The sequence below is a fragment of the Thioalkalivibrio sp. ALE25 genome, from assembly GCF_000377285.1.
GTDB lineage: Bacteria > Pseudomonadota > Gammaproteobacteria > Ectothiorhodospirales > Ectothiorhodospiraceae > Thioalkalivibrio.
In genome coordinates, this window is the sequence record NZ_KB897932.1 from 142,627 (window position 1) to 160,820 (window position 18,194).

Here is an 18,194-nt window from a genome sequence, read left to right on the forward strand (position 1 = left end):
TACAGAATTCTCCTCGAGATTCGCGGTCGCATGGCAGGATGCCCCGAACAAGGCCCGGATTCCGAACCGAATTCATTCAGGATTCAGTGAACCACGCCACACTCCCCCTGACCACCCCGAACAAAAGCGAGCTGCAATGCCCCGCCCCGCCACCCTGATCACCGCGGTTCTCTTCCTCCTGGCCGCCGGCCTGCTGGGCTGGATGCTGCTCGCTCCGGATGACGATGCAGCGCCCAGCAGTCGCCCCGGCGGTGGCGAGACGCGACCGGTGGCCGTGGCGGTTGCCGCCATCGAGACCCGTGACCTGGTCGAGCGCCGGCGCTTCACCGGGAGCATCGAGGGTGCGGACCGCATCGAGATCACGCCCCGTGTCGGCGGCCGGGTCGCCGAGATCTTCGTCAATCTGGGGGACCGCGTGGAACCGGGCGACCCCTTGCTGCAACTGGACACCGAAGAGTTCGAGCAGGACGTCGCCCAGGCCGCGGCGGAACTGGAAGTGGCCGAGGCCAGCCTGGCGGAGGCCATCGCCAGCCGCGACGCGTCCCGGCGCGAACTGCAGCGCACCCGTGAACTGCGCGATCAGGGGATCGCCTCGCGTTCCGAGCTGGAGGCCGCCGAGACCGAACTGGCCCTGGCGCAGACCCGAGTGGCCCTCGCCGAATCGCAGATCCGGCAGCGACGCTCCGCACTGCGCACCCGCGAGATCCAGCTCGGCTATACCCGCATCGAGGCGGATGCATCCAGCAGCACGCGCTGGGTGGCAGAACGGCATGTGGATCCCGGCACGGTCATCAGCGCCAGCGAGCCGGCGCTGGCGCTGGTCCGGCTCCAGCCGGTCCGGGCGATCCTGGCCGTGACGGAGTCCGACTACGGTCGGCTGTCTCCCGGTCAGGCCACTGAGGTACGCACCGGCGCCTACCCCGACACCGCATTCGCGGGGACCATCGCGCGGATCGCACCGGAGTTCCGCCCCGGCTCGCGCCAGGCGCGGATCGAGGTGGAACTGCCCAACGACGACGTCCGCCTGCGCCCGGGCATGTTCGTCGAGGCCGCGATCACCCTGGGCCAGCGCGACGGCGCGCGGGCCATCCCACGCGACGCGATCATCCAGCGTGAGGCCGGCCCCACCGTATTCAGCGTGGACCGAAGTGGCGAACGCCCAACGGCCCGGCGCCATCAAGCCGTCACCGGTGTCCGTGACGGGAACTGGGTCGAACTGCTGGAACCCGATCTGCCGCCGGGCACCGAGGTCGTGATCCTCGGCCAGCACCTGCTTGCGGACGGTACCCCGCTGCGGCTGAGCGAACCGGGCCGCATCCCCGACCGCGATGACGCGCGCGAGGCACAGACCCCGTGAATCCCGCGCGCCTGACCGTCCACCGCCCCGTGCTGACCAGTATGGTGGCCCTGATCGTGGTCATCCTCGGGCTGACCGCGCTGACGCGCCTGCCGGTGGACCTGCTGCCCGACATCACCTACCCCGTGGTCACCGTGATGACCTCCTACCCCAATGCCGGGGCCGAGGAGGTCGAACAACTGGTCACACGGCCGGTGGAACAGGCAGCGGCCGCGATCACGGGTGCCCAGGAGATCCGTTCCACCTCGGCCGAGGGCAACAGCAACGTCCGCATCAACTTCGCCTGGGGCACGGACATCCGCCAGGCCGTGGACGACCTGCGCGATCGTCTGGCACGCATCGAGGACCGCCTGCCGGATGATGCCGACCGCCCGCTGGTGCGCCAGTTCGACACCCAGGACTCGCCCATCATGCGCCTGGGGGTGGGCTCGCAGCTGGACGCCATCCACCTGCGCACCCTGATCGACAACCGCATCGCCCCGCGCCTGGAGCGCATCCCCGGTGTGGCCGCGGTCGACACCTTCGGCGGGCTGGAGCGCGAGGTCCGCGTGGAGGTGGACCCGGAGCGTCTCGAGGCCATCGACCTGGGCCTGGACGACCTGCGCAACCGCATCCGCGACGCCAACGTGATCACCCCCGGCGGGCCGATCATGGACGGCCGGCGGGAGTACCGCCTGCGCACCCCGGCCGAGTTCCGCTCGGTGGACGAGGTCCGCGACACCATCGTGCAGCGCAGCGAGGATGGCGTGACCCACCTGCACCAGGTCGCGGAGGTACGCGATACCCATCAGCGCGTCACCCGCCGCTTCCGGGTCAACGAGGAAGAAGGCGTTCAGCTCGCGGTGCGCAAGCTGGCCGACGCCAACACGGTCGAGGTCTCGGAGGCGGTGCACGCCGAACTGGTACGCCTGAACCGCGACTTCCCTCAGATCGACATCCGCGCGGTCACCGACGAGGCGGGGTTCATCCGCAACTCCATCACCAATGTCGGCCAGGCCATCCTCTACGGCAGCGCGCTGGCGGTACTGGTGCTGCTCGTGTTCCTGCGCAATATCCGTTACACCCTGGTGGCGGCCACCGCGATCCCGCTGGCCGTGATCGCGACCTTTGGTCTGGTGTACTTCGGCGGCTACTCGCTGAACCTGATGACACTTGGCGGGATCGCGCTGGGGGTGGGGCTGATGGTGGACAACGCCATCGTGGTCATCGAGAGCATCGCCCGCCGACGTGAAGAACACGCCGAGCAGACCGCCGCCGAGGCCGCGATCAGCGGCACCGGACGGGTCGCGCCCGCCATCATCGCCAGCACCCTGACCACGGTCGCGATCTTCCTGCCGCTGTTCTTCGCCGAGGAACTCGCCGGCCAGCTGTTCAAGCCCCTGGCGGCCGTGGTCGCCTTTGCCCTGGCCGGCTCGCTGATCGTTGCCCTCACCCTGGTGCCGATGCTGATGGCCCGCGCTCCGATGCCCAGGCGAGACACCAGCGCCCTCGCGCGCATGGAACAACGCTACCAGGGCCTGCTGCAGCGCACCCTGACCCAGCCGTGGATGGTCATCGGCATCAGCCTGCTGCTGATGATGATCGCCCTCGCCGGCCTGCGCGGCGTGGGCACCGAGTTCCTGCCCGCCACCGACGAGGGCGAGCTGCGCGTGCATGTATCCATGGAACCCGGCACCCCGCTGGAAGAGCTGTACGCCACCATGGCCGGGCTGGAGGCGATCATCCGCGACGAGGTCCCGGAACTGGAAAACCTGGTCTCCAGCTCGGGCGCCTCGGCGTTCCGGGCCTCCTCGCCGGCCTCCGGCAACATGCGCGTAATGGTCGGTTCGCGCGCAAGCCGCAGCCGCTCCTCCGATGCCATCGCCGCCGCGCTGCGCGAGGCGCTGGGCAGCCCGCCCGGGGTCGAGATCCGCGTACGCGCCTCCAGCGGGATCTTCTTCCGTGGCTTCGGCCGTGGCGCGGACGAGGAGAGCCTGTCCATCGAGGTCCGTGGCTTCGAACTGCCCACGATGAACGCGGTGGTCGAGCGGTTCGAGGCCGCGCTGGCCGACATCCCCGGCGTGACCGATACCCGCGTCGGCTCCGACGGCGGTCAGCCCGAGTTCGCCACCCGCATCGACCGCGCCCGCGCCGCCGACCTGGGCGTGGACGTGCGCACCATCGCCCAGACCCTGGAGACCGCGCTGGGCGGCTCCAGCGCCGGGCAGCTGCGCGCCGGGGGCGACGAGACCCGCATCTGGGTCCAGCTGCGCGACGCCGACCAGAGCTCGCTGGACGACCTGCTGAACCTGACGGTGCGCAGCGAGGACGGCGAGCGCGTCGCCCTGCGCAGCCTCGTGTCCTTCGATACCGCGATGGGCCCCGACAGCATCCAGCGCCGCGAGCAGGCGCGCATCAGCACCCTGTTCGTGAATATCGGCGACCGCTCGCTGGGCGAGGTCGCGGCGGACGTGCGTGCCGCCCTGGCGGATATCCCGCTGCCGGAGGAGATCGACTTCTCGGTCACCGGCGATATCGAGGAACAGGAGGCGGCCTTCTCCGAGCTGCTGCTGGGCACCCTGCTGGCCACGCTGCTGGTGTACATGGTCATGGCAAGCCTGTACGAATCCCTGCGCGACCCGCTGATCGTGATGTTCTCCATCCCGCTGGCCCTGATCGGCGTCACCGCGGCGCTGCTGATCACTGACACCACGCTCAACGTGCAGTCGCTGATCGGCATCCTGCTGCTGGTCGGGATCGTGGTGAACAACGCGATCCTGCTGGTGGACCGCATGGCCCGGCGCCACCGCGACGACGGCATGGAGCTGACCGCGGCGATCGTGGCCGCGGCCGGCGAGCGCCTGCGCCCGATCCTGATGACCACGCTGACCACCATCCTCGCGCTGTCGCCGCTGGCGATTGGTATGGGCGACGGCGGCGAGGCCCAGGCCCCGATGGCGCGGGTGGTGATCGGCGGCCTGCTGTCTTCTACCCTGATCACCCTGGTGCTGATCCCGACGCTGTACCTGCTGTTCCACCGCCGGGGCGAACATCCACAACCGGTCTATCGAGTCGCAACGGAACATGCCTAGAAAAACGCTGACCTTCCTCGTCGCGCTCGCCCTGACCCTCCCGGCCCAGGGCGCCGACGCCCAGGACGCCACCGAGGGCCTGCGCCTGTCCCTGCCCGCCGAGGCCCTGCTGGACACCCGCCCGTTCGAGCGCGAGGCGGTGGCGGAGGAGACGCTGTCGCTGGAGGAGGCCGTCGCCCGCGCCCTGGAGAACAACCGCGGCCTGCGCGCCGAGCGCCTGCAAACGGCCATCCAGGGCACCTTCGAGGCCCAGGAGCGCGCGGTGTTCGACCCCGAGCTGTTCGCCGAGCTGGAGATCAGCCGCGACCAGAGCGTGCGCCAGCTGGAACAGATCGGCGAGACCGACACGGTGACAACCACCCGCCGTTTCGGGGAGGCCGGGATCACCCAGGCGCTGCCCACCGGCACCGACCTGACGGTCTCGCTGCGCAGTTCCCGCGCCTCCAGTTCCCGCGTGGACACCCCGCAGTTCACCACCCGCGCGGGGCTCAGCCTGACCCAGGCCCTGCTCCGGGGCGGCCGCATCGAATCGAACCTGGTGCGCCTGCGCCAGGCCAGCCTGGACGTGGAGGCATCGGAATACGAGGTGCGCGGCTTCGTGGAGCAGCTGATCACGGACGTGGAGGGCCGCTACTGGGACCTGGTACTGGCCGACGCACAGATCGCCATCTTCGAGGAGGCCCTGGCGGTCGCCCGCGCCCAGCTGGACCAGACCGAACGCCGCATCCGGGCCGGCGACCGTCCGGAGACCGAGGCCGTATCCGCGCGCGCCGAGGTGGCGCTGCGCCGCCAGGGCCTGATCGACGCGCGGGCCGACCGTGCCCGCGCCCAGGACGCGCTGGCCCGCCTGCTGCAGGCCGACAACGGCGGGCTCTGGGATACCCGGCTAGAGGCCCGTTCGGAGCCGGAGCTGGAGCGCTACGCCCTGGAGCCCCTGGATGCCTACGTGGCGCTGGCCCGCGACCACCGCGCCGACCTCAACGAGACCCGCCTGCGCGTGCAGCGCAACCAGCTGGAAGTCGTGCGCACCCGCAACGGCCTGCTGCCGCGCCTGGACTTCTTCGTGACCCTGGGCCAGTCCGGCTACGCCGACAGCTTCAGCCGCACCTGGCGCGACCGCCAGGGCGACGGCTACGACCTGGCCGCCGGCCTGCGCTTCGAGATGCCCATCGGCAATCGCGCGGCCGAGGCCGAGCACACCCGCGCGCGCCTGACCCGCCAGCAGATCCAGGAGACCCTGGCCAACCTGGAACAGCTGGCCATCGAGGACGTGCGCGCCACCTGGTTCGACGCCGCCCGTGTGCGCGAACAGATCCAGGCCCAGAAGGAGACGGTGGAACTACAGGAAGAACTGCTGCGCGTGGAACAGACCCGCTTTCGGGTCGGGGCCGGGACCGCCCTGGCCGTGGCCCAGGCCCAGCGCGACCTGCTGGAGAGCCGCCTGAACCTGACCGAGACGGTGGTGCGCTTTCGCCAGCTGAGCACTGAACTGCTCAATGCCAGCGGCACCCTGCTGCTGCACCGCGGCATCGACGCCCCGGGTGCCGAACGCGTGGAGATTCGCCTGTAATCCGAATGCTGGAAGGACCGGCGCCCCGCTCAGGACGCCCGCCTATTGTCCCACCGGACGGGCACTGCCATCGGCGTCGATCTCGACGACGAGCATCGCCCCGGCCCCGATGCTGCGCCCGCTGAGCTCCATGATGTTGGCCCGGTGGGTCACGTAGACCGCAGGTCCCTGCGCCTGCCGGTATTCCTCCGCCAGGTGTTCGCGCCACGCCCGCATGCGCCGCTCACGGTGCGGGGCGTTGGTGCGAAACACCGATCCCAGGGCCTCCAGGACCACCGGTTCGCCATAGCCCAGCAGCTCCGCGGTATCGAAATTGCGACACCAGGGACCCGCGAATACCCGGATCGCATCCAGCCCGGCGGCCCGCAGGCGTTCGCCGGTCTCGCGGGCCTGCGCGCGGCCCTCCTCGGATAGATTGCGCTGCGTGGCGCAGTCGTCGACATCAAAGCCCGATGGGTCGCCAATCCCCGGCGCCAGGGCATGACGCATCAGCAGGATGCGCTGCGGCTCCTGCAACTGCGCCACGATCACGCGTTCTTCGGCCAGATCGTCCGCCGCCAGCGGCACAGCGAGTGCCAGCACGATCACGGCCCAGACCCCCGGGAATACAGAGCGTTTCATGACGCCGTTTGCCTCGTACGACGACGCCGGCAGGCGTCGGAACAGTAGCGCACCTCGTCCCAGCAGCGCGCCCACTTTCTGCGCCAGGCAAACGGCCGACCGCACACGGCGCAGGTCTTTTGCGGCAGATGCGGCTTGGCATGCGCCACGGCGGCCGTTATCCCCCCGGGCGGCAGACCCCATCGTCGCAGCGGGACCGCCAGCGATAGCGGGCGATCACGTTGTAGACGCGGTCCATCAGCCAGACGACCGGCGGGAGGCGATGCAGCACGCCGCCGAGCCAGCGGTAATACGGCAGATGCCGCCAGACCAGCACGAAGGCCCAGGCCCCGCTGCGGATGCGGCCCTCGGGACTGACGGCATGCATGCGCTGCATGGCCTGGTCCCAGGTGATGCCCCAGGCGGCGAGCGGCGCCGCATCGGCGTGGATGTCGCGCCAGTCGACCGCGGCAGCGGTATCCAGGCGCTGGTAGTGGCCGATCTCGCGACGGCACAGCGGGCAGCCGCCATCGAAGAACACGATCGGGCGTCCGGGGGCCTTTGGCGGTCGGTTCGCGGCCGGGTCAGGCATGTCCCACCGGCCCGGTCTGCTGGTGCTGCGCCTCGCCCAGCGATTTCAACGCGCGCTCCACCACATCGCGCGCGAGTCCCTGGGTCATCTCGGGGTCGGCCGGGATCATCTCGGTACGCACCGCCAGGGCCATCGCCAGGGCCTGCAGCACATCCCCGTTGCAGGTGTCCCCCAGCACCCCGATCTCGTTATCCAGGGTATCGGTCAACCGGTCCAGCAACTGCTGCACCCGCACCGCCGAACCCGTCTCGGGGTGCAGACGAAACTCGAAGGACACGGCCTCGCCGCTCGGGGTCACATAGCGATAGGGCAATACGTCCATGGCTCTCTCCTTCGCGAACGGTCGGGTTGTCGAGGCGGATTTCGGGGTCGGTCGGGCAGCCCCTCCGCCATTGGGCCACGAAACGGGCAAACAGTTCGACCGGCAGCGGGCCGACACGACCGGATCGCATCGCGAAAACCGCCCCGGCCGGCACGCGCAAGCGTTATCCTTGCGCCTCATGGAGACCCGCATCCGCAACATCGACTTCGCCGGTGCGCCGCGCGCGGCAGGGGTACGGTAATGGCGGCCCGCCGCAAGCGCCGCCCGCTGCGCCGCCTGCTCCTCTGGGTGGCCGGGCTGACCGCATTCCTGCTGGCGCTGGGCATCGGGGTTATGTTCGCGCTGGTGGTGCTGTTCGCTCGCGTCGACCCGCCCTACGGCATGGCCATGGTGGTGGCCACCGACTGGCAGACCGCCTCCAACCGGCGCCCGGACTGGCAGCGTCTGGATGACCTGCCCCGCCACCTGATGCTGGCGGTGATCGCCGCGGAGGACCAGCATTTTCCCAACCATCGCGGCTTTGACTGGGGCTCGGTGCGCCAGGCGCTGGGCGATCATGTGCGCGGCGGGCGACTGCGCGGCGCCAGCACCATCAGCCAGCAGACCGCCAAGAATCTGTTCCTGTGGCACGGCCGGTCCTGGGTGCGCAAGTCGCTGGAGGCCGGGTTCACGCTGGGGATGGAGACCCTGTGGCCGAAACGACGCATCCTCGAGATCTACCTGAACCTGGCGGAATGGGGCCCCGGCATCTACGGCATCGAGAACGCCGCCCAGCATTACTTCGGTGTCTCCGCCACCGAACTGGACCGTCACCAGTCCGCGCGCCTGGCCGCCATCCTCCCCAGCCCCGGGCGCATGAACCCGGTCCAGCCGGGCCCGCAACTGGACCGCCGTATCGCCTGGGTGGAGCAGCAGATGGCCCAGCTCGGGATCGCCTGGCTGGACCCGATGCTGCTGGAGTAAGCCTCGTGCCCGGCCGACGCCGAGGTCGGGCACGGAGATCGCCCCGCGCCTTTGGCGCTCGCGATGAGCGTGCTTTCCCCCATCATGGCAAGGCTCCGCCAGGGGCGGCGGCCATCCCCGGACGCACCCCCGGCCCGCATTGTGGCGGGGAACTTCGAGCCTTTAGACTGCTCGCACTAACCGCACGGGCGAACCGCCGCTCAATAGGTCCATCGACATGAACGCCATGAGCGCGGCTCCCATGGATGCCCCCCGAACATTGAGGTTTGCCGTGACCCACCAGCGCTCGCCGTTTCGCTTCTTCTCCCGCCTGCTCGTCCTCGCCGCCCTGCTGTTCTCCGTGCCGCTGGGGGCCGTCTCTGCCCAGGATGCCGGCGCGACGGAATCCGGCAATGACCTGCGCCAGACGCTGATCGACGCGCTGGAAAACGAGGAGGCACGCGAACGCCTGCTGGAAGCCTTGCGCGCCGACAGCGGCGCCAGCGAGAGCGAGACGGCCGAAGATGCCGTCCCGGTGGACACCGGCGAGAGCGAATCGGTGGCGCGCCAGATTGCCCAGCTGACCCAGTCGCTGGCCGAGGGGACCGTGGCCGAGATCCGGGCCCTCAACGACATCGCCGCGGACATCGCCGAACAGGTCCGTGCAATCGAACCGACGGTTTTCGGGATGGCCGTGCTCGATCTGGCGATCATCATTGTATTCACCGTGGTGGTGTTCCTGATCCTGCGCCGCCTGGGTGCCCCGTTGTTTACCGGCATCGACCGCTGGGCCCTGAATGCCGCGGAGCACATGCGCCTGATGCGGGCACTGCCCGCCGTCGTCCTCGCCGCCGCGATCGACTTCCTGATCGTCATCCTCGCCTGGCTGGCCGGCTATGCCCTCGCGCTGTTCGTACTGGGCGAGTCGGGCGAGATGAACACGCGCCACTCGCTGTTCCTGAACGCCTTCCTGCTGATCGAGGTGACCAAGGCGGCGCTGCGCCTGATCTTCGCCACCCGCTACCACGGTCTGCGCCTGCTGCCGATGGCCGGGGACGAGGCCGCCTACTGGAACGCCTGGCTGGCGCGCATCGTGGGCTACATTGGCTACGGCCTCCTGCTGCTGGTGCCGATCGCCAACAACCAGATCTCCTCCGAGGCGGGGCGCTCGCTGGGGCTGATCGTGATGCTGACGGCGTTCCTGTACGCCGCCGTGATCATCCTGCAGAACCGCAGCCGGGTGCATGACCGCCTGATCGCGATGGCCAACCGGGCCGAGTTCGCCTTCACCCGGATCGTGATCTCGCTGCTGGCGAATTTCTGGCACTGGATCGCGCTGCTCTACTTCCTGGCGCTGGCCGTGGTCAGCGTCACGCGCCCGGAAGACGCCCTGCCCTTCATGGCCAAGGCCACCGGTCAGACCTTGCTCGCGGCCTTCGTGGGCGTGTTCGTCGCCAACCTGCTGACGCAGCTGATCGGCCGGCAGATCCGCGTGCCCGACGAGACCCGGGAGAAGTTCCCGTCGCTGGAACTGCGCCTGAACTCGTACATCCCGAAGGCGCTGAAGGTCATGCGCCTGGTGATCCTGCTGATCGTGCTGGCGGTGATCGCGGATGCCTGGGGTGCCTTCAGCCTGACCACCTGGCTCGCCTCCGACACCGGCATGGCGGTACTGGGCACCGCGATCTCGGTCGCCCTGATCCTGCTGGGCGTGCTCGCCATCTGGCTGGTATTCGCCAGCTGGATCGAACACCGCATGAACCCCAACACCGGCGACGGCGGTCCGACGGCCCGCGAGGCCACGCTGCTGACCATCTTCCGCAATGCGGTCGCCATCGTGCTGATCGTGATGACCACCATGATCGTGCTGGCCGAGATCGGCGTGAACATCGGGCCGCTGCTGGCCGGCGCGGGCGTCCTCGGCCTGGCCGTCGGCTTCGGCGCCCAGAAACTGGTCCAGGACGTGATCACCGGGGTCTTCATCCAGCTCGAGAACGCCATCAACGTCGGTGACGTAGTCACCGTCGCCGGAACGACCGGCGTGGTCGAACGCCTGACCATCCGCTCGCTGGGTCTGCGCGACCTGTCCGGGACCTACCACCTGATCCCGTTCTCCTCGGTCGACGCGGTGTCCAACTACATGCGTGAATTCGCCTACCACGTGGGCGAGTACGGCGTCGCCTACCGCGAGGACATCGACGAGGTCATCGTGCGCCTGCGCGAGGCCTTCGAGGAACTCAAGGAAGACCCCGACCAGGGTCCGAACATCCTCGACGAAATGGAGGTGCACGGCGTCACCGCCCTGGCCGACAGCTCGGTCAACGTGCGTATCCGCATCAAGACGCTGCCGGGCACCCAGTTCGGCCTGGGCCGCGCGTTCAACCGCCTGGTCAAGAAGCACTTCGACGCCGCCGGCATCGAGATCCCGTTCCCGCACCAGACCATCTACTTCGGTCAGGAGAAGGACGGGTCGGCCCCCGCAGCCAACCTGCGCATGATCGAGGCCGCGCCGGAGGGCAACGCCGACGACCGGGACTATTCGCGCGACCGCCGCGCCCGCCCGAACCCGAAACACAAGGGCGACTACGACGAGTCCGAGGACTGACGCAACCAGCGGGGCGAACGGCCGGCTGAGGGGCCTGCCGCCACGCGCGGTCATCCCGAACCGGCTTACCCTTTCCGCCAGGGCGGGATTTGGGTCAATATAGCCGCATGCGACTGTTGATCCTGCTCGCGCCGTTGCTGTTGTTCCTCGCCTGGGCCCCGGGCCTCTGGGTACGTCACGTCATGAAGAAGTACCACCAGCCGGGGGACCGCTACGACGGCACCGGCGCGGAACTGGCCCGCGATCTGCTGGACCGTCACGGGCTGCACAAGGTCCGGGTGGAGACCACCACGCACGGAGATCACTACGACCCCAACGCCCGCACCGTACGGCTGTCGCCCGAAAACCACGAGGGCCACTCCCTCACGGCGGTCACCGTGGCCGCCCACGAGGTCGGACACGCCATCCAGCATGCCGAGGGCTACGCCCCGCTGCGCATGCGCAGCTACCTGGTCTGCGTCGCGGGATACGGACAGCAGATCGGCGCCTGGCTGCTGGTCGCCATTCCCTTTGTCACCCTGCTCGCCCGACATCCCGCGCCCGCGTTCCTGTTCCTGCTGGCCGGAGTCCTCTCCATGGGGCTCGCCACGCTGGCCCACCTGGTCACCCTCCCCACGGAGTTCGACGCCAGCTTCCGCCGGGCCATGCCGATGCTGCGCGACGGGCGGTACCTGCACCCGCCCGACTACCCGCATGCGGAGCGCATCCTGAAGGCCGCCGCCTATACCTACCTCTCGCAATCCCTGATGAGCCTGCTGAATATCGCCTCGTGGTTCCGCTACCTGCGCCGCTGAGCGGCTCCGCTCGGCCTGCCTGCCCGTTGTGCGGCCAGCCGACCCGGCTGTTCCATCACCGCGGTCTCGGCGACCCCTCACCCGGTGACTATCGCCGCTGCCACCACTGCCGCCTGATCCACCTCGACACCGGGTCCTGGCCCGACCAAGAGACGGAACGCGGGTACTACCGCACCCACGAGAATCGGCCGGATGATCCCGGTTACCAGGCGCATCTGCAGCGGCTGATCGAACCGCTGCTCGAGGCCCTGCCGCCACCTGCCCGCGGCCTCGACTGGGGCTGCGGCCCCCAACCCGTTCTCGCGGCCCTGCTGCGGGCGGGCGGCTACACCATGGATATATGGGACCCCACCTTTGCACCCGCCTGGCCCGACGCACCCGACTCCGGCTGGGATTTCATCACCTGCACCGAGGTGCTGGAGCACCTGCACAGTCCCCTGCACGCACTGCAAACGCTGCACACCCACCTGCGCCCGGGCGGCGTTCTTGCCGTAATGACCGAATGGCCGCCCGAGGCGGACCGCTTCCGCCGCTGGCACTATCGCCGCGACCCCACCCACGTCGCGTTCTACGGGCCCGACACCCTGCACTGGATCGCCGACCGGCTGGGTTGCGCCCTCGCGCTGCCCGCGCGCGACATAGCGCTGTTCACGCGCAGCGATCCGCCCTGATCAACCCGAAACCGCGACGGGCATCACACGGATACGCCCGCCACGGGGCCCCGGGGAACTCCTCCATCCGCGGATCGTCTTCGCCAGGTGCCACTCGCCTGGCTCGACGCTCCCGGTCCGGCATGAAAGCGCCACGCTTGTTAAGCTGGGGTTAAGTGCGCTTGTCTAGGCTACCGTTACTACTTACGCAGGAGAGACTCTATGAAGATTCGTTCCCGGTCCGTCGCCGGACTGATCGCCGCGGCCGCCCTTGCGCTGGCCAGCCCGCTCGCCATGGCGCAGGGCATGGGCCAGCAGGGCCAGGGCGGCATGGGCATGCAGGGCGGTCAGGGTGGCAACCCGCAGATGGAGATGCAGCAGCTCCAGCAGACGCTCGCCGAGACCCAGCAGCAGGCCATCCAGAACAATCCGCAGCTGGAACAGAAGGGCGAAGAGCTGGAAAACCTGGTCCTGGACAAGATGGAGTCCGCCGGCTATCAGCCGCGTCGCGACCTGGAAACCCTCGAGTCCGCCGAGGAACGCCTGCGCGATCCGGACCTCAGCGCCGAACAGCGCCAGGAAGTCATCCAGTCCGAGGACGTGCAGCAGGCGCAGATGAACCTGCAGGAGGCCCAGCAGGCGGTCGCGCAGGATGAAGAGATCCTGGAGGCCCAGGAAGCCCTGCGGGAAGACCTGATGGCCGCCATGCGCCAGGAAAACGCCGATATCGACGACGTCATCCAGCGCATGCAGAGCCTGCAGCAGCAGATGCAGCAGCAACAGGGTGGCCAGGGCGGCGGCATGATGCGCTAATCGCGTCACCGTAGACCCGATGAAAAAGCCCGGTCCCCGTCAAGGGGCCGGGCTTTCTTGTGTCGGGCCCATGCCTGCACTGAGGCGCGCGGGCCGAACGGTCCCTCATTCCAGGCGGCCGGTCTCCTGCGCCAGCGCGCGCAGCGCCTCGGTCTGTCCCTCGGGCAGCTGACTCCAGTCAAAGCGCCAGGTCCAGTTGCGTTCGTCCACCGTACCGGGAATGTTCGTGCGCGCCTCCGAACCCAGTTGCAGGGCATCCTGCATCGGCAGAATCGCGAGCTGTGCCGGAGAACGGCAGGCCGCACGGATCAGCGGCCAGGGCATCTCCTCGGCCCCGCCCTCGTCCAGCGTTGCGATCACGTGCTGCTGCAGGGACGGCTCCAGAGAACGGAACCAGCCCAGCGTGGTGTCGTTGTCGTGGGTGCCGGTATACACCGCGCTCAGTTCGTCATGATTCGCCGGCAGGTACGGGTTGTCCGCCCCACCCTCGAAGGCGAACTGCAGGATGCGCATGCCCGGCAGATCGAAGCGCAGGCGCAGGGCGGTCACCTCCGGCGTGATCACGCCCAGGTCCTCGGCCAGCAACGGAAGCACGCCGAGGCGGGTCTGAAGCTGTTCGAAGAAGTCCGCGCCCGGCCCCGGCACCCAGTGCCCCTGCGTGGCATCCGGCTCGCTCGCCGGCACGGCCCAGCTGGCCTCGAAGCCGCGGAAGTGGTCAATGCGCACGGCGTCTACCGTCTCCAGGGTCCAGCGCATCCGCTCCACCCACCAGTCGTAGCCGCGTTCGGCAAGGCGGTCCCAGCGGTAGTGCGGGTTGCCCCAGCGCTGCCCGGTCTCGGAGAAGTAGTCCGGTGGCACACCGGCCACGGTTAGCGGGTGCCCCGTGTCGTCCAGATCGAATAGATCGCGGTGGGCCCAGACCTCGGCCGAGTCGTGCGCCACGAAGATCGGCATGTCGCCCAGAATCAGGATGTCCCGCGCGCGGGCATGCTCGCGCACGTCCTGCCACTGATCGAACAGCACAAACTGGGCGAAGCGTACCGCCTCCAGCTCCCGGGCCGCATCGACCTCCACAGTCGCCAGGGCATCCGGATCGCGGTCACGCAAGGCGGCCGGCCATTCCCACCAGGGACGGCCGCCTTCACGGGCGCGGATCACCACGAAACGGGCAAAGTCCTCCAGCCACACCGGGCCCTGGGAATCCCGAAAGGCCTGGTAGGCCTGCGCCCAGCCATCGCCGGCCTGCTCCAGCCGCTCCCGCGCCTGTTCCAGCAGTGTGTCGACGGGCAGCGTCGGGTCCGCAAGGCCCGCGCGCGCGGCCAGGCGCTGCGGGTCGATCAGGCGCACATCGCCGGCAAAGGCGGAGATACTGGCATACGGCGAGCCATCCTCCTGCGGCGGGTGCAGCGGCAGGATCTGCCACAGGCTGAAGCCGGCGTCCCGCGCCCAGTCGAGGAAGCGAAAGGCCTCGTCCCCCAGCGTCCCGACCGGACCCAGGCCCGGCAATGAAACGGGATGCAGGAGGACCCCCGCGCGGCGGCGCTGCATCAGGGGGTTGCAGTGTTCTTCGCCCGCCTCCATCCGCTACGGCCCCTCGTACATGGTTACCGGGCACATGGTTACTTGGCACACAGTTATTGGCCCTTGCGCATGGTACCGCCCGCCGCGGGATCACCGCCCCCGACCGAGAGGACCTCGCCCAGCGAGTCGGGCACATCGAGATCCGCCAGCTGGTACAGGCGGGCCAGATGCCGACGGTAGAGCTGTTCGAAGTCGCTGACGGAACCCGCGGGGTTGTATTCCCCGAACCACCAGCACCAGTCGGAGCCCTCGCATACCGCGAGCTGCTTGCGCAGCTCCGGCGTATCCAGTGCCGGATGCCGCGCGATGGCCTGGTCCACGGCGGTCCAGGCCTCGATCAGACGGTCCCAGCCAAGGTTCTTGTCCGGGTCCCCGATCCAGGTCGAGAAGGTCCCGTAGACCCAGGAGCCCGCCACAATGCCCGTGAGTTCGCCGCGATCCGTCCGCGGACCCGTGCGCTGGCAGACGTCCGAGAAGGTGCACAGGTTCAGCCGCGGATTCTCCGCTACCCGCTCGTACAACGCCCGCAGGAAGTAGAAGCCGTTCTCCGGGTAGTACTCCCAGGCGTTCTCGCCATCCAGGATGACCGCCACCACGCCCCCGTCGGGCGAGACGGCGGCAATGTTCTCAAGGTGATGCACGAAGTCCCCGACCGCGTCGTCGGCGTGCCAGTCGGCGTAGCGAAACCCGATCGCATCGGAAAGCCCGTCGTCGCGGAAGAACAGCTCCGTCCGGGCCCCCTTCAGGCAATACGGACGATGCAGCCAGCCCTCCTGCTCCGCCGAACCGGTATGCGACTCGGCGGTCTCCCCGGCCGCCGCCAGGCTGTTGCCGAGTACGGTCTGGCCACTGGCGGTCCAGCAGATGTCGTAGTCATCCAGCAGGCGCACGGTCGCCTCGCTGAGACTGCCCTCCGAAGGCCAGCAGCCGCGTGGCCGGAAGCCGAAGTACTGCTCGAACACCGCCAGGCCGCGTTCGATATGCCAGCGCACCCGGGCCTCGCCGTCCGGGTACGCCGGCGCCTGCGGCAATTCGACGTCCGGCATCGCCTCGCGCGCCGACTGCAGGTCCAGCAGCAGCGGCATGATCGGGTGGGCATACGGGGTGAACGAGAGCTCCACACGCCCCTGCTCGGCCAGTTCGCGGTAGCGCGGCAGGATCGCCTTGACCTCGTCGCGGATCAGCTTCAGCAGGCGGCCCCGCACGTCGCGGTTGAAGCCCTGATCCGCCTTCAGCCAGCCCTGCACCTCGGGATAGGCGCGGCGCACGGTCTCCCCCAGCCAGGCCAGGTGATAGCAGGTCGCCAGATCCTGGAAGAAGCGGTTGTCCAGATGCGCCAGCAGCACGGCGTCTTCCAGCGCCTGGCGGGCCAGGGTCGCCAGGCGCTCGAACAGCGGGAACGGCTCGATCATGCGCGGGGCATGCGCGCGCAGGCAGACGCGCAGGATCTCGCGCCGCTGCACCGGATCCACCGGGACGATATCCAGCTGGAGCAGGTCCAGCACCGGGTCGCCGAAGCTCGAGCGATTGCCGATCCCGGCCTCCAGCCGCTCGCCGTAGTCCGCGATCTGCTCCAGCAGGATCGGCGCGAAATTCACCACCGCGCGCGCCTGGGGACAGGCCTCCAGGTGCGCGGCCATGTCGGTGTAGTCCTTCAGCGCGTGCAGGTAGGTCCATGGCAGGACATACTCGCCAGCCCCGGAGTCGTAGTACTGCGGCTGGTGCATATGCCAGCACAGCACCACGTCGAGCTGGGGCGGCTGGGTGGCTAGCGCGGTGGTACTGCCAGATTCAGCGGACATGGTGGGTCGCCTGTCCGAGCATCTCCGGCGTCACCACGCGCACCCCGCCCGGGGAGACGAAGTAGTCGCGGGCGTCGGCCTCGTCGTCCACCCCGATCTCGGTCCCGTCCGGGACCTTGCAGCCCTTGTCGATCACCGCATTGCGGATCACGCAGTTCTCGCCGACGGTCACACTGGGCAGGATCACCGAGTCCTCCACGCTGGCACAGGCGTTGACCTGCACATTGGAAAACAGCAGGGAGTGGCGCACGGTGCTCCCGGAGATGATGCAGCCCCCGGAGACCATCGAGTCGATCGCCATGCCGCGGCGGTCCTCGTCGTCGAACACGAACTTGGCCGGCGGCAACTGCTCCTGATAGGTCCAGATCGGCCATTCCGAGTCGTACAGGTTCAGCTCCGGCGTCACCCCGATCAGCTCCAGATTCGCCTGCCAGTAGGAGTCGATGGTCCCTACATCGCGCCAGTAGCCCTGGCGCACGCCCTGCTCGTCACGGAACGGATAGGCCATCACCTGGTGCCGCTCGATGATGCCGGGGATGATGTCCTTGCCGAAATCGTGGCTGGAGAAGGTGTCGTCCGCATCCTTGATCAGCTGGTCGAACAGGAACTCGGTGTTGATCACGTAGATCCCCATAGAGGCCAGCGAGTGGGTCTTGCTGCCGGGGATCAGCGCCGGGTCCTCCGGCTTTTCCGCAAACGAGGTAATGCGGCTGGACGCATCCACCCCCATCACGCCGAAGGCCTTCGCCCGCTCGTGCTCCACCTCCAGGCAGCCCACGGTCATGTCCGCGCCGCTCTCCACGTGGAAGGCGATCATCTGGCCGTAGTCCATCTTGTAGATGTGGTCCCCGGCCAGGATCAGCACATAGCGCGGATTGTGCTGCCGGATGATGTCGATGTTCTGGTAGACCGCGTCGGCTGTCCCCGCGTACCAGGAGGTCTCGATGCGCTGCTGCGCCGGCAGCAGCTCGATGAACTCGCCGAATTCCCCGCGCAGGAGGCTCCAGCCCCGCTGCATGTGCTGGATCAGCGAGTGTGCCTTGTACTGCGTCACCACGGCGACCTGACGGATACCCGAGTTGATGCAGTTGGACAGGGGGAAGTCGATGATGCGGAACTTGCCGCCGAAGGGCACGGCCGGCTTGGCGCGCCACAGCGTCAGTTGTTTCAGTCGCGAGCCGCGTCCGCCGGCCAGGATCAGGGCAAGGGTCTCCCGGGTCAGGCGGCTGACGTAACGTTGCGGTTGTGGACTCATGCACCCATCCTTGTCGAGGCAAACACGTCCGCATGTACCCGCTCGCTGGGTCCTCGCTCCCACCCGCGGACAAGGCTCGGTGTGTGCCCTGACCCGCCTCGTGGAACCGCGGTATCCGACAAGCGCGCGTACATCCGTTCGTGTTCTCCAGGGAAACACTGATTAATGTACTCACTCGCGCTCGAGTCGCTTTTGCGTGCGAACAAGGCGCGGTGACTGCCGTGCAGCATTCTGCACAAG

At 68.7% G+C, this 18,194-nt stretch carries 16 protein-coding genes; 9 read left to right on the forward strand and 7 right to left on the reverse strand.

Annotation, left to right across the window (positions count from 1 at the left end):
• The first annotated feature begins 136 nt into the window (after positions 1-136).
• The 3 genes from C996_RS0108720 to C996_RS0108730 are packed head-to-tail and all read left to right on the forward strand — an operon-like array spanning position 137 to position 5,998.
• On the forward strand, positions 137-1,357 hold the full coding sequence (locus C996_RS0108720) for an efflux RND transporter periplasmic adaptor subunit (RefSeq protein ID WP_018867071.1): 1,221 nt from the start codon (positions 137-139) through the stop codon (positions 1,355-1,357).
• Positions 1,354-4,428: an efflux RND transporter permease subunit gene (locus C996_RS0108725; protein ID WP_018867072.1), complete on the forward strand. Its 3,075-nt coding sequence runs from the start codon at positions 1,354-1,356 to the stop codon at positions 4,426-4,428. The genes C996_RS0108720 and C996_RS0108725 overlap by 4 nt, the downstream gene beginning before the upstream one ends.
• Positions 4,421-5,998: a TolC family protein gene (locus C996_RS0108730; RefSeq protein WP_018867073.1), complete on the forward strand. Its 1,578-nt coding sequence runs from the start codon at positions 4,421-4,423 to the stop codon at positions 5,996-5,998. Before C996_RS0108725 ends, C996_RS0108730 begins: the two co-directional genes overlap by 8 nt.
• A gap of 42 nt (positions 5,999-6,040) precedes the next feature.
• On the opposite strand, the gene C996_RS0108735 is transcribed toward C996_RS0108730, so the two are convergent.
• Genes C996_RS0108735 through C996_RS0108745 form a run of 4 tightly spaced genes read right to left on the reverse strand, consistent with a single transcriptional unit; the run spans position 6,041 to position 7,512 of the window.
• Positions 6,041-6,619 (reverse strand): histidine phosphatase family protein, encoded by a 579-nt coding sequence (locus C996_RS0108735; RefSeq protein WP_026279261.1) that lies wholly within the window; start codon positions 6,617-6,619, stop codon positions 6,041-6,043.
• Positions 6,616-6,768 (reverse strand): DUF2256 domain-containing protein, encoded by a 153-nt coding sequence (locus tag C996_RS14285; protein WP_081618676.1) that lies wholly within the window; start codon positions 6,766-6,768, stop codon positions 6,616-6,618. Before C996_RS14285 ends, C996_RS0108735 begins: the two co-directional genes overlap by 4 nt.
• A gap of 8 nt (positions 6,769-6,776) precedes the next feature.
• Positions 6,777-7,190: a thiol-disulfide oxidoreductase DCC family protein gene (locus C996_RS0108740; RefSeq protein WP_038032689.1), complete on the reverse strand. Its 414-nt coding sequence runs from the start codon at positions 7,188-7,190 to the stop codon at positions 6,777-6,779.
• Complete coding sequence (locus C996_RS0108745; RefSeq protein WP_018867076.1) at positions 7,183-7,512, reverse strand: hypothetical protein; 330 nt, start codon at positions 7,510-7,512, stop codon at positions 7,183-7,185. Before C996_RS0108745 ends, C996_RS0108740 begins: the two co-directional genes overlap by 8 nt.
• Between C996_RS0108745 and C996_RS0108750 the strand changes: the two genes are divergently transcribed.
• The 6 genes from C996_RS0108750 to C996_RS0108775 all read left to right on the forward strand — a co-directional run bounded on the left by C996_RS0108750 (position 7,511) and on the right by C996_RS0108775 (position 13,316).
• A complete protein-coding gene (locus C996_RS0108750) occupies positions 7,511-7,753 on the forward strand; it encodes a hypothetical protein (protein ID WP_018867077.1) in 243 nt (80 codons plus the stop codon). The genes C996_RS0108745 and C996_RS0108750 overlap by 2 nt on opposite strands.
• Positions 7,753-8,475 carry a monofunctional biosynthetic peptidoglycan transglycosylase gene (mtgA, locus tag C996_RS0108755; RefSeq protein WP_018867078.1) on the forward strand — a complete coding sequence of 241 codons (723 nt, stop codon included), beginning with the start codon at positions 7,753-7,755 and terminating at the stop codon, positions 8,473-8,475. Before C996_RS0108750 ends, mtgA begins: the two co-directional genes overlap by 1 nt.
• A gap of 271 nt (positions 8,476-8,746) precedes the next feature.
• On the forward strand, positions 8,747-11,059 hold the full coding sequence (locus C996_RS0108760) for a mechanosensitive ion channel domain-containing protein (RefSeq protein WP_018867079.1): 2,313 nt from the start codon (positions 8,747-8,749) through the stop codon (positions 11,057-11,059).
• 107 nt (positions 11,060-11,166) lie between these two features.
• The gene (locus C996_RS0108765) at positions 11,167-11,853 is read left to right on the forward strand and encodes a zinc metallopeptidase (RefSeq protein WP_018867080.1); all 687 of its coding nucleotides are present in this window, start codon (positions 11,167-11,169) and stop codon (positions 11,851-11,853) included.
• Between the two features lie 26 nt (positions 11,854-11,879).
• Complete coding sequence (locus tag C996_RS0108770) at positions 11,880-12,524, forward strand: class I SAM-dependent methyltransferase (RefSeq protein ID WP_018867081.1); 645 nt, start codon at positions 11,880-11,882, stop codon at positions 12,522-12,524.
• Positions 12,525-12,725: 201 nt separating this feature from the next.
• Positions 12,726-13,316: a hypothetical protein gene (locus tag C996_RS0108775; RefSeq protein WP_018867082.1), complete on the forward strand. Its 591-nt coding sequence runs from the start codon at positions 12,726-12,728 to the stop codon at positions 13,314-13,316.
• A gap of 105 nt (positions 13,317-13,421) precedes the next feature.
• Here C996_RS0108775 and malQ read toward each other — a convergent pair whose 3' ends face one another.
• Genes malQ through glgC form a run of 3 tightly spaced genes read right to left on the reverse strand, consistent with a single transcriptional unit; the run spans position 13,422 to position 17,954 of the window.
• The gene (gene malQ / locus C996_RS0108780; protein ID WP_018867083.1) at positions 13,422-14,897 is read right to left on the reverse strand and encodes a 4-alpha-glucanotransferase; all 1,476 of its coding nucleotides are present in this window, start codon (positions 14,895-14,897) and stop codon (positions 13,422-13,424) included.
• A 53-nt stretch (positions 14,898-14,950) separates the two neighbouring features.
• Positions 14,951-16,699 (reverse strand): glycoside hydrolase family 57 protein, encoded by a 1,749-nt coding sequence (locus tag C996_RS0108785; protein ID WP_018867084.1) that lies wholly within the window; start codon positions 16,697-16,699, stop codon positions 14,951-14,953.
• Positions 16,689-17,954 carry a glucose-1-phosphate adenylyltransferase gene (glgC, locus tag C996_RS0108790; RefSeq protein ID WP_018867085.1) on the reverse strand — a complete coding sequence of 422 codons (1,266 nt, stop codon included), beginning with the start codon at positions 17,952-17,954 and terminating at the stop codon, positions 16,689-16,691. Before glgC ends, C996_RS0108785 begins: the two co-directional genes overlap by 11 nt.
• Positions 17,955-18,194 lie beyond the last annotated feature (240 nt).

Coding starts and splice junctions, on each gene's coding strand:
- C996_RS0108720 (WP_018867071.1), top strand. CDS start 137: ATGCCCCGCCCCGCCACCCTGATCACCGCGGTTCTCTTCCTCCTGGCC.
- C996_RS0108730 (WP_018867073.1), top strand. CDS start 4,421: ATGCCTAGAAAAACGCTGACCTTCCTCGTCGCGCTCGCCCTGACCCTC.
- C996_RS0108735 (WP_026279261.1), bottom strand. CDS start 6,619: ATGAAACGCTCTGTATTCCCGGGGGTCTGGGCCGTGATCGTGCTGGCA.
- C996_RS0108740 (WP_038032689.1), bottom strand. CDS start 7,190: ATGCCTGACCCGGCCGCGAACCGACCGCCAAAGGCCCCCGGACGCCCG.
- C996_RS0108750 (WP_018867077.1), top strand. CDS start 7,511: ATGGCTCTCTCCTTCGCGAACGGTCGGGTTGTCGAGGCGGATTTCGGG.
- C996_RS0108745 (WP_018867076.1), bottom strand. CDS start 7,512: ATGGACGTATTGCCCTATCGCTATGTGACCCCGAGCGGCGAGGCCGTG.
- mtgA (WP_018867078.1), top strand. CDS start 7,753: ATGGCGGCCCGCCGCAAGCGCCGCCCGCTGCGCCGCCTGCTCCTCTGG.
- C996_RS0108765 (WP_018867080.1), top strand. CDS start 11,167: ATGCGACTGTTGATCCTGCTCGCGCCGTTGCTGTTGTTCCTCGCCTGG.
- C996_RS0108775 (WP_018867082.1), top strand. CDS start 12,726: ATGAAGATTCGTTCCCGGTCCGTCGCCGGACTGATCGCCGCGGCCGCC.
- malQ (WP_018867083.1), bottom strand. CDS start 14,897: ATGGAGGCGGGCGAAGAACACTGCAACCCCCTGATGCAGCGCCGCCGC.
- C996_RS0108785 (WP_018867084.1), bottom strand. CDS start 16,699: ATGTCCGCTGAATCTGGCAGTACCACCGCGCTAGCCACCCAGCCGCCC.
- glgC (WP_018867085.1), bottom strand. CDS start 17,954: ATGAGTCCACAACCGCAACGTTACGTCAGCCGCCTGACCCGGGAGACC.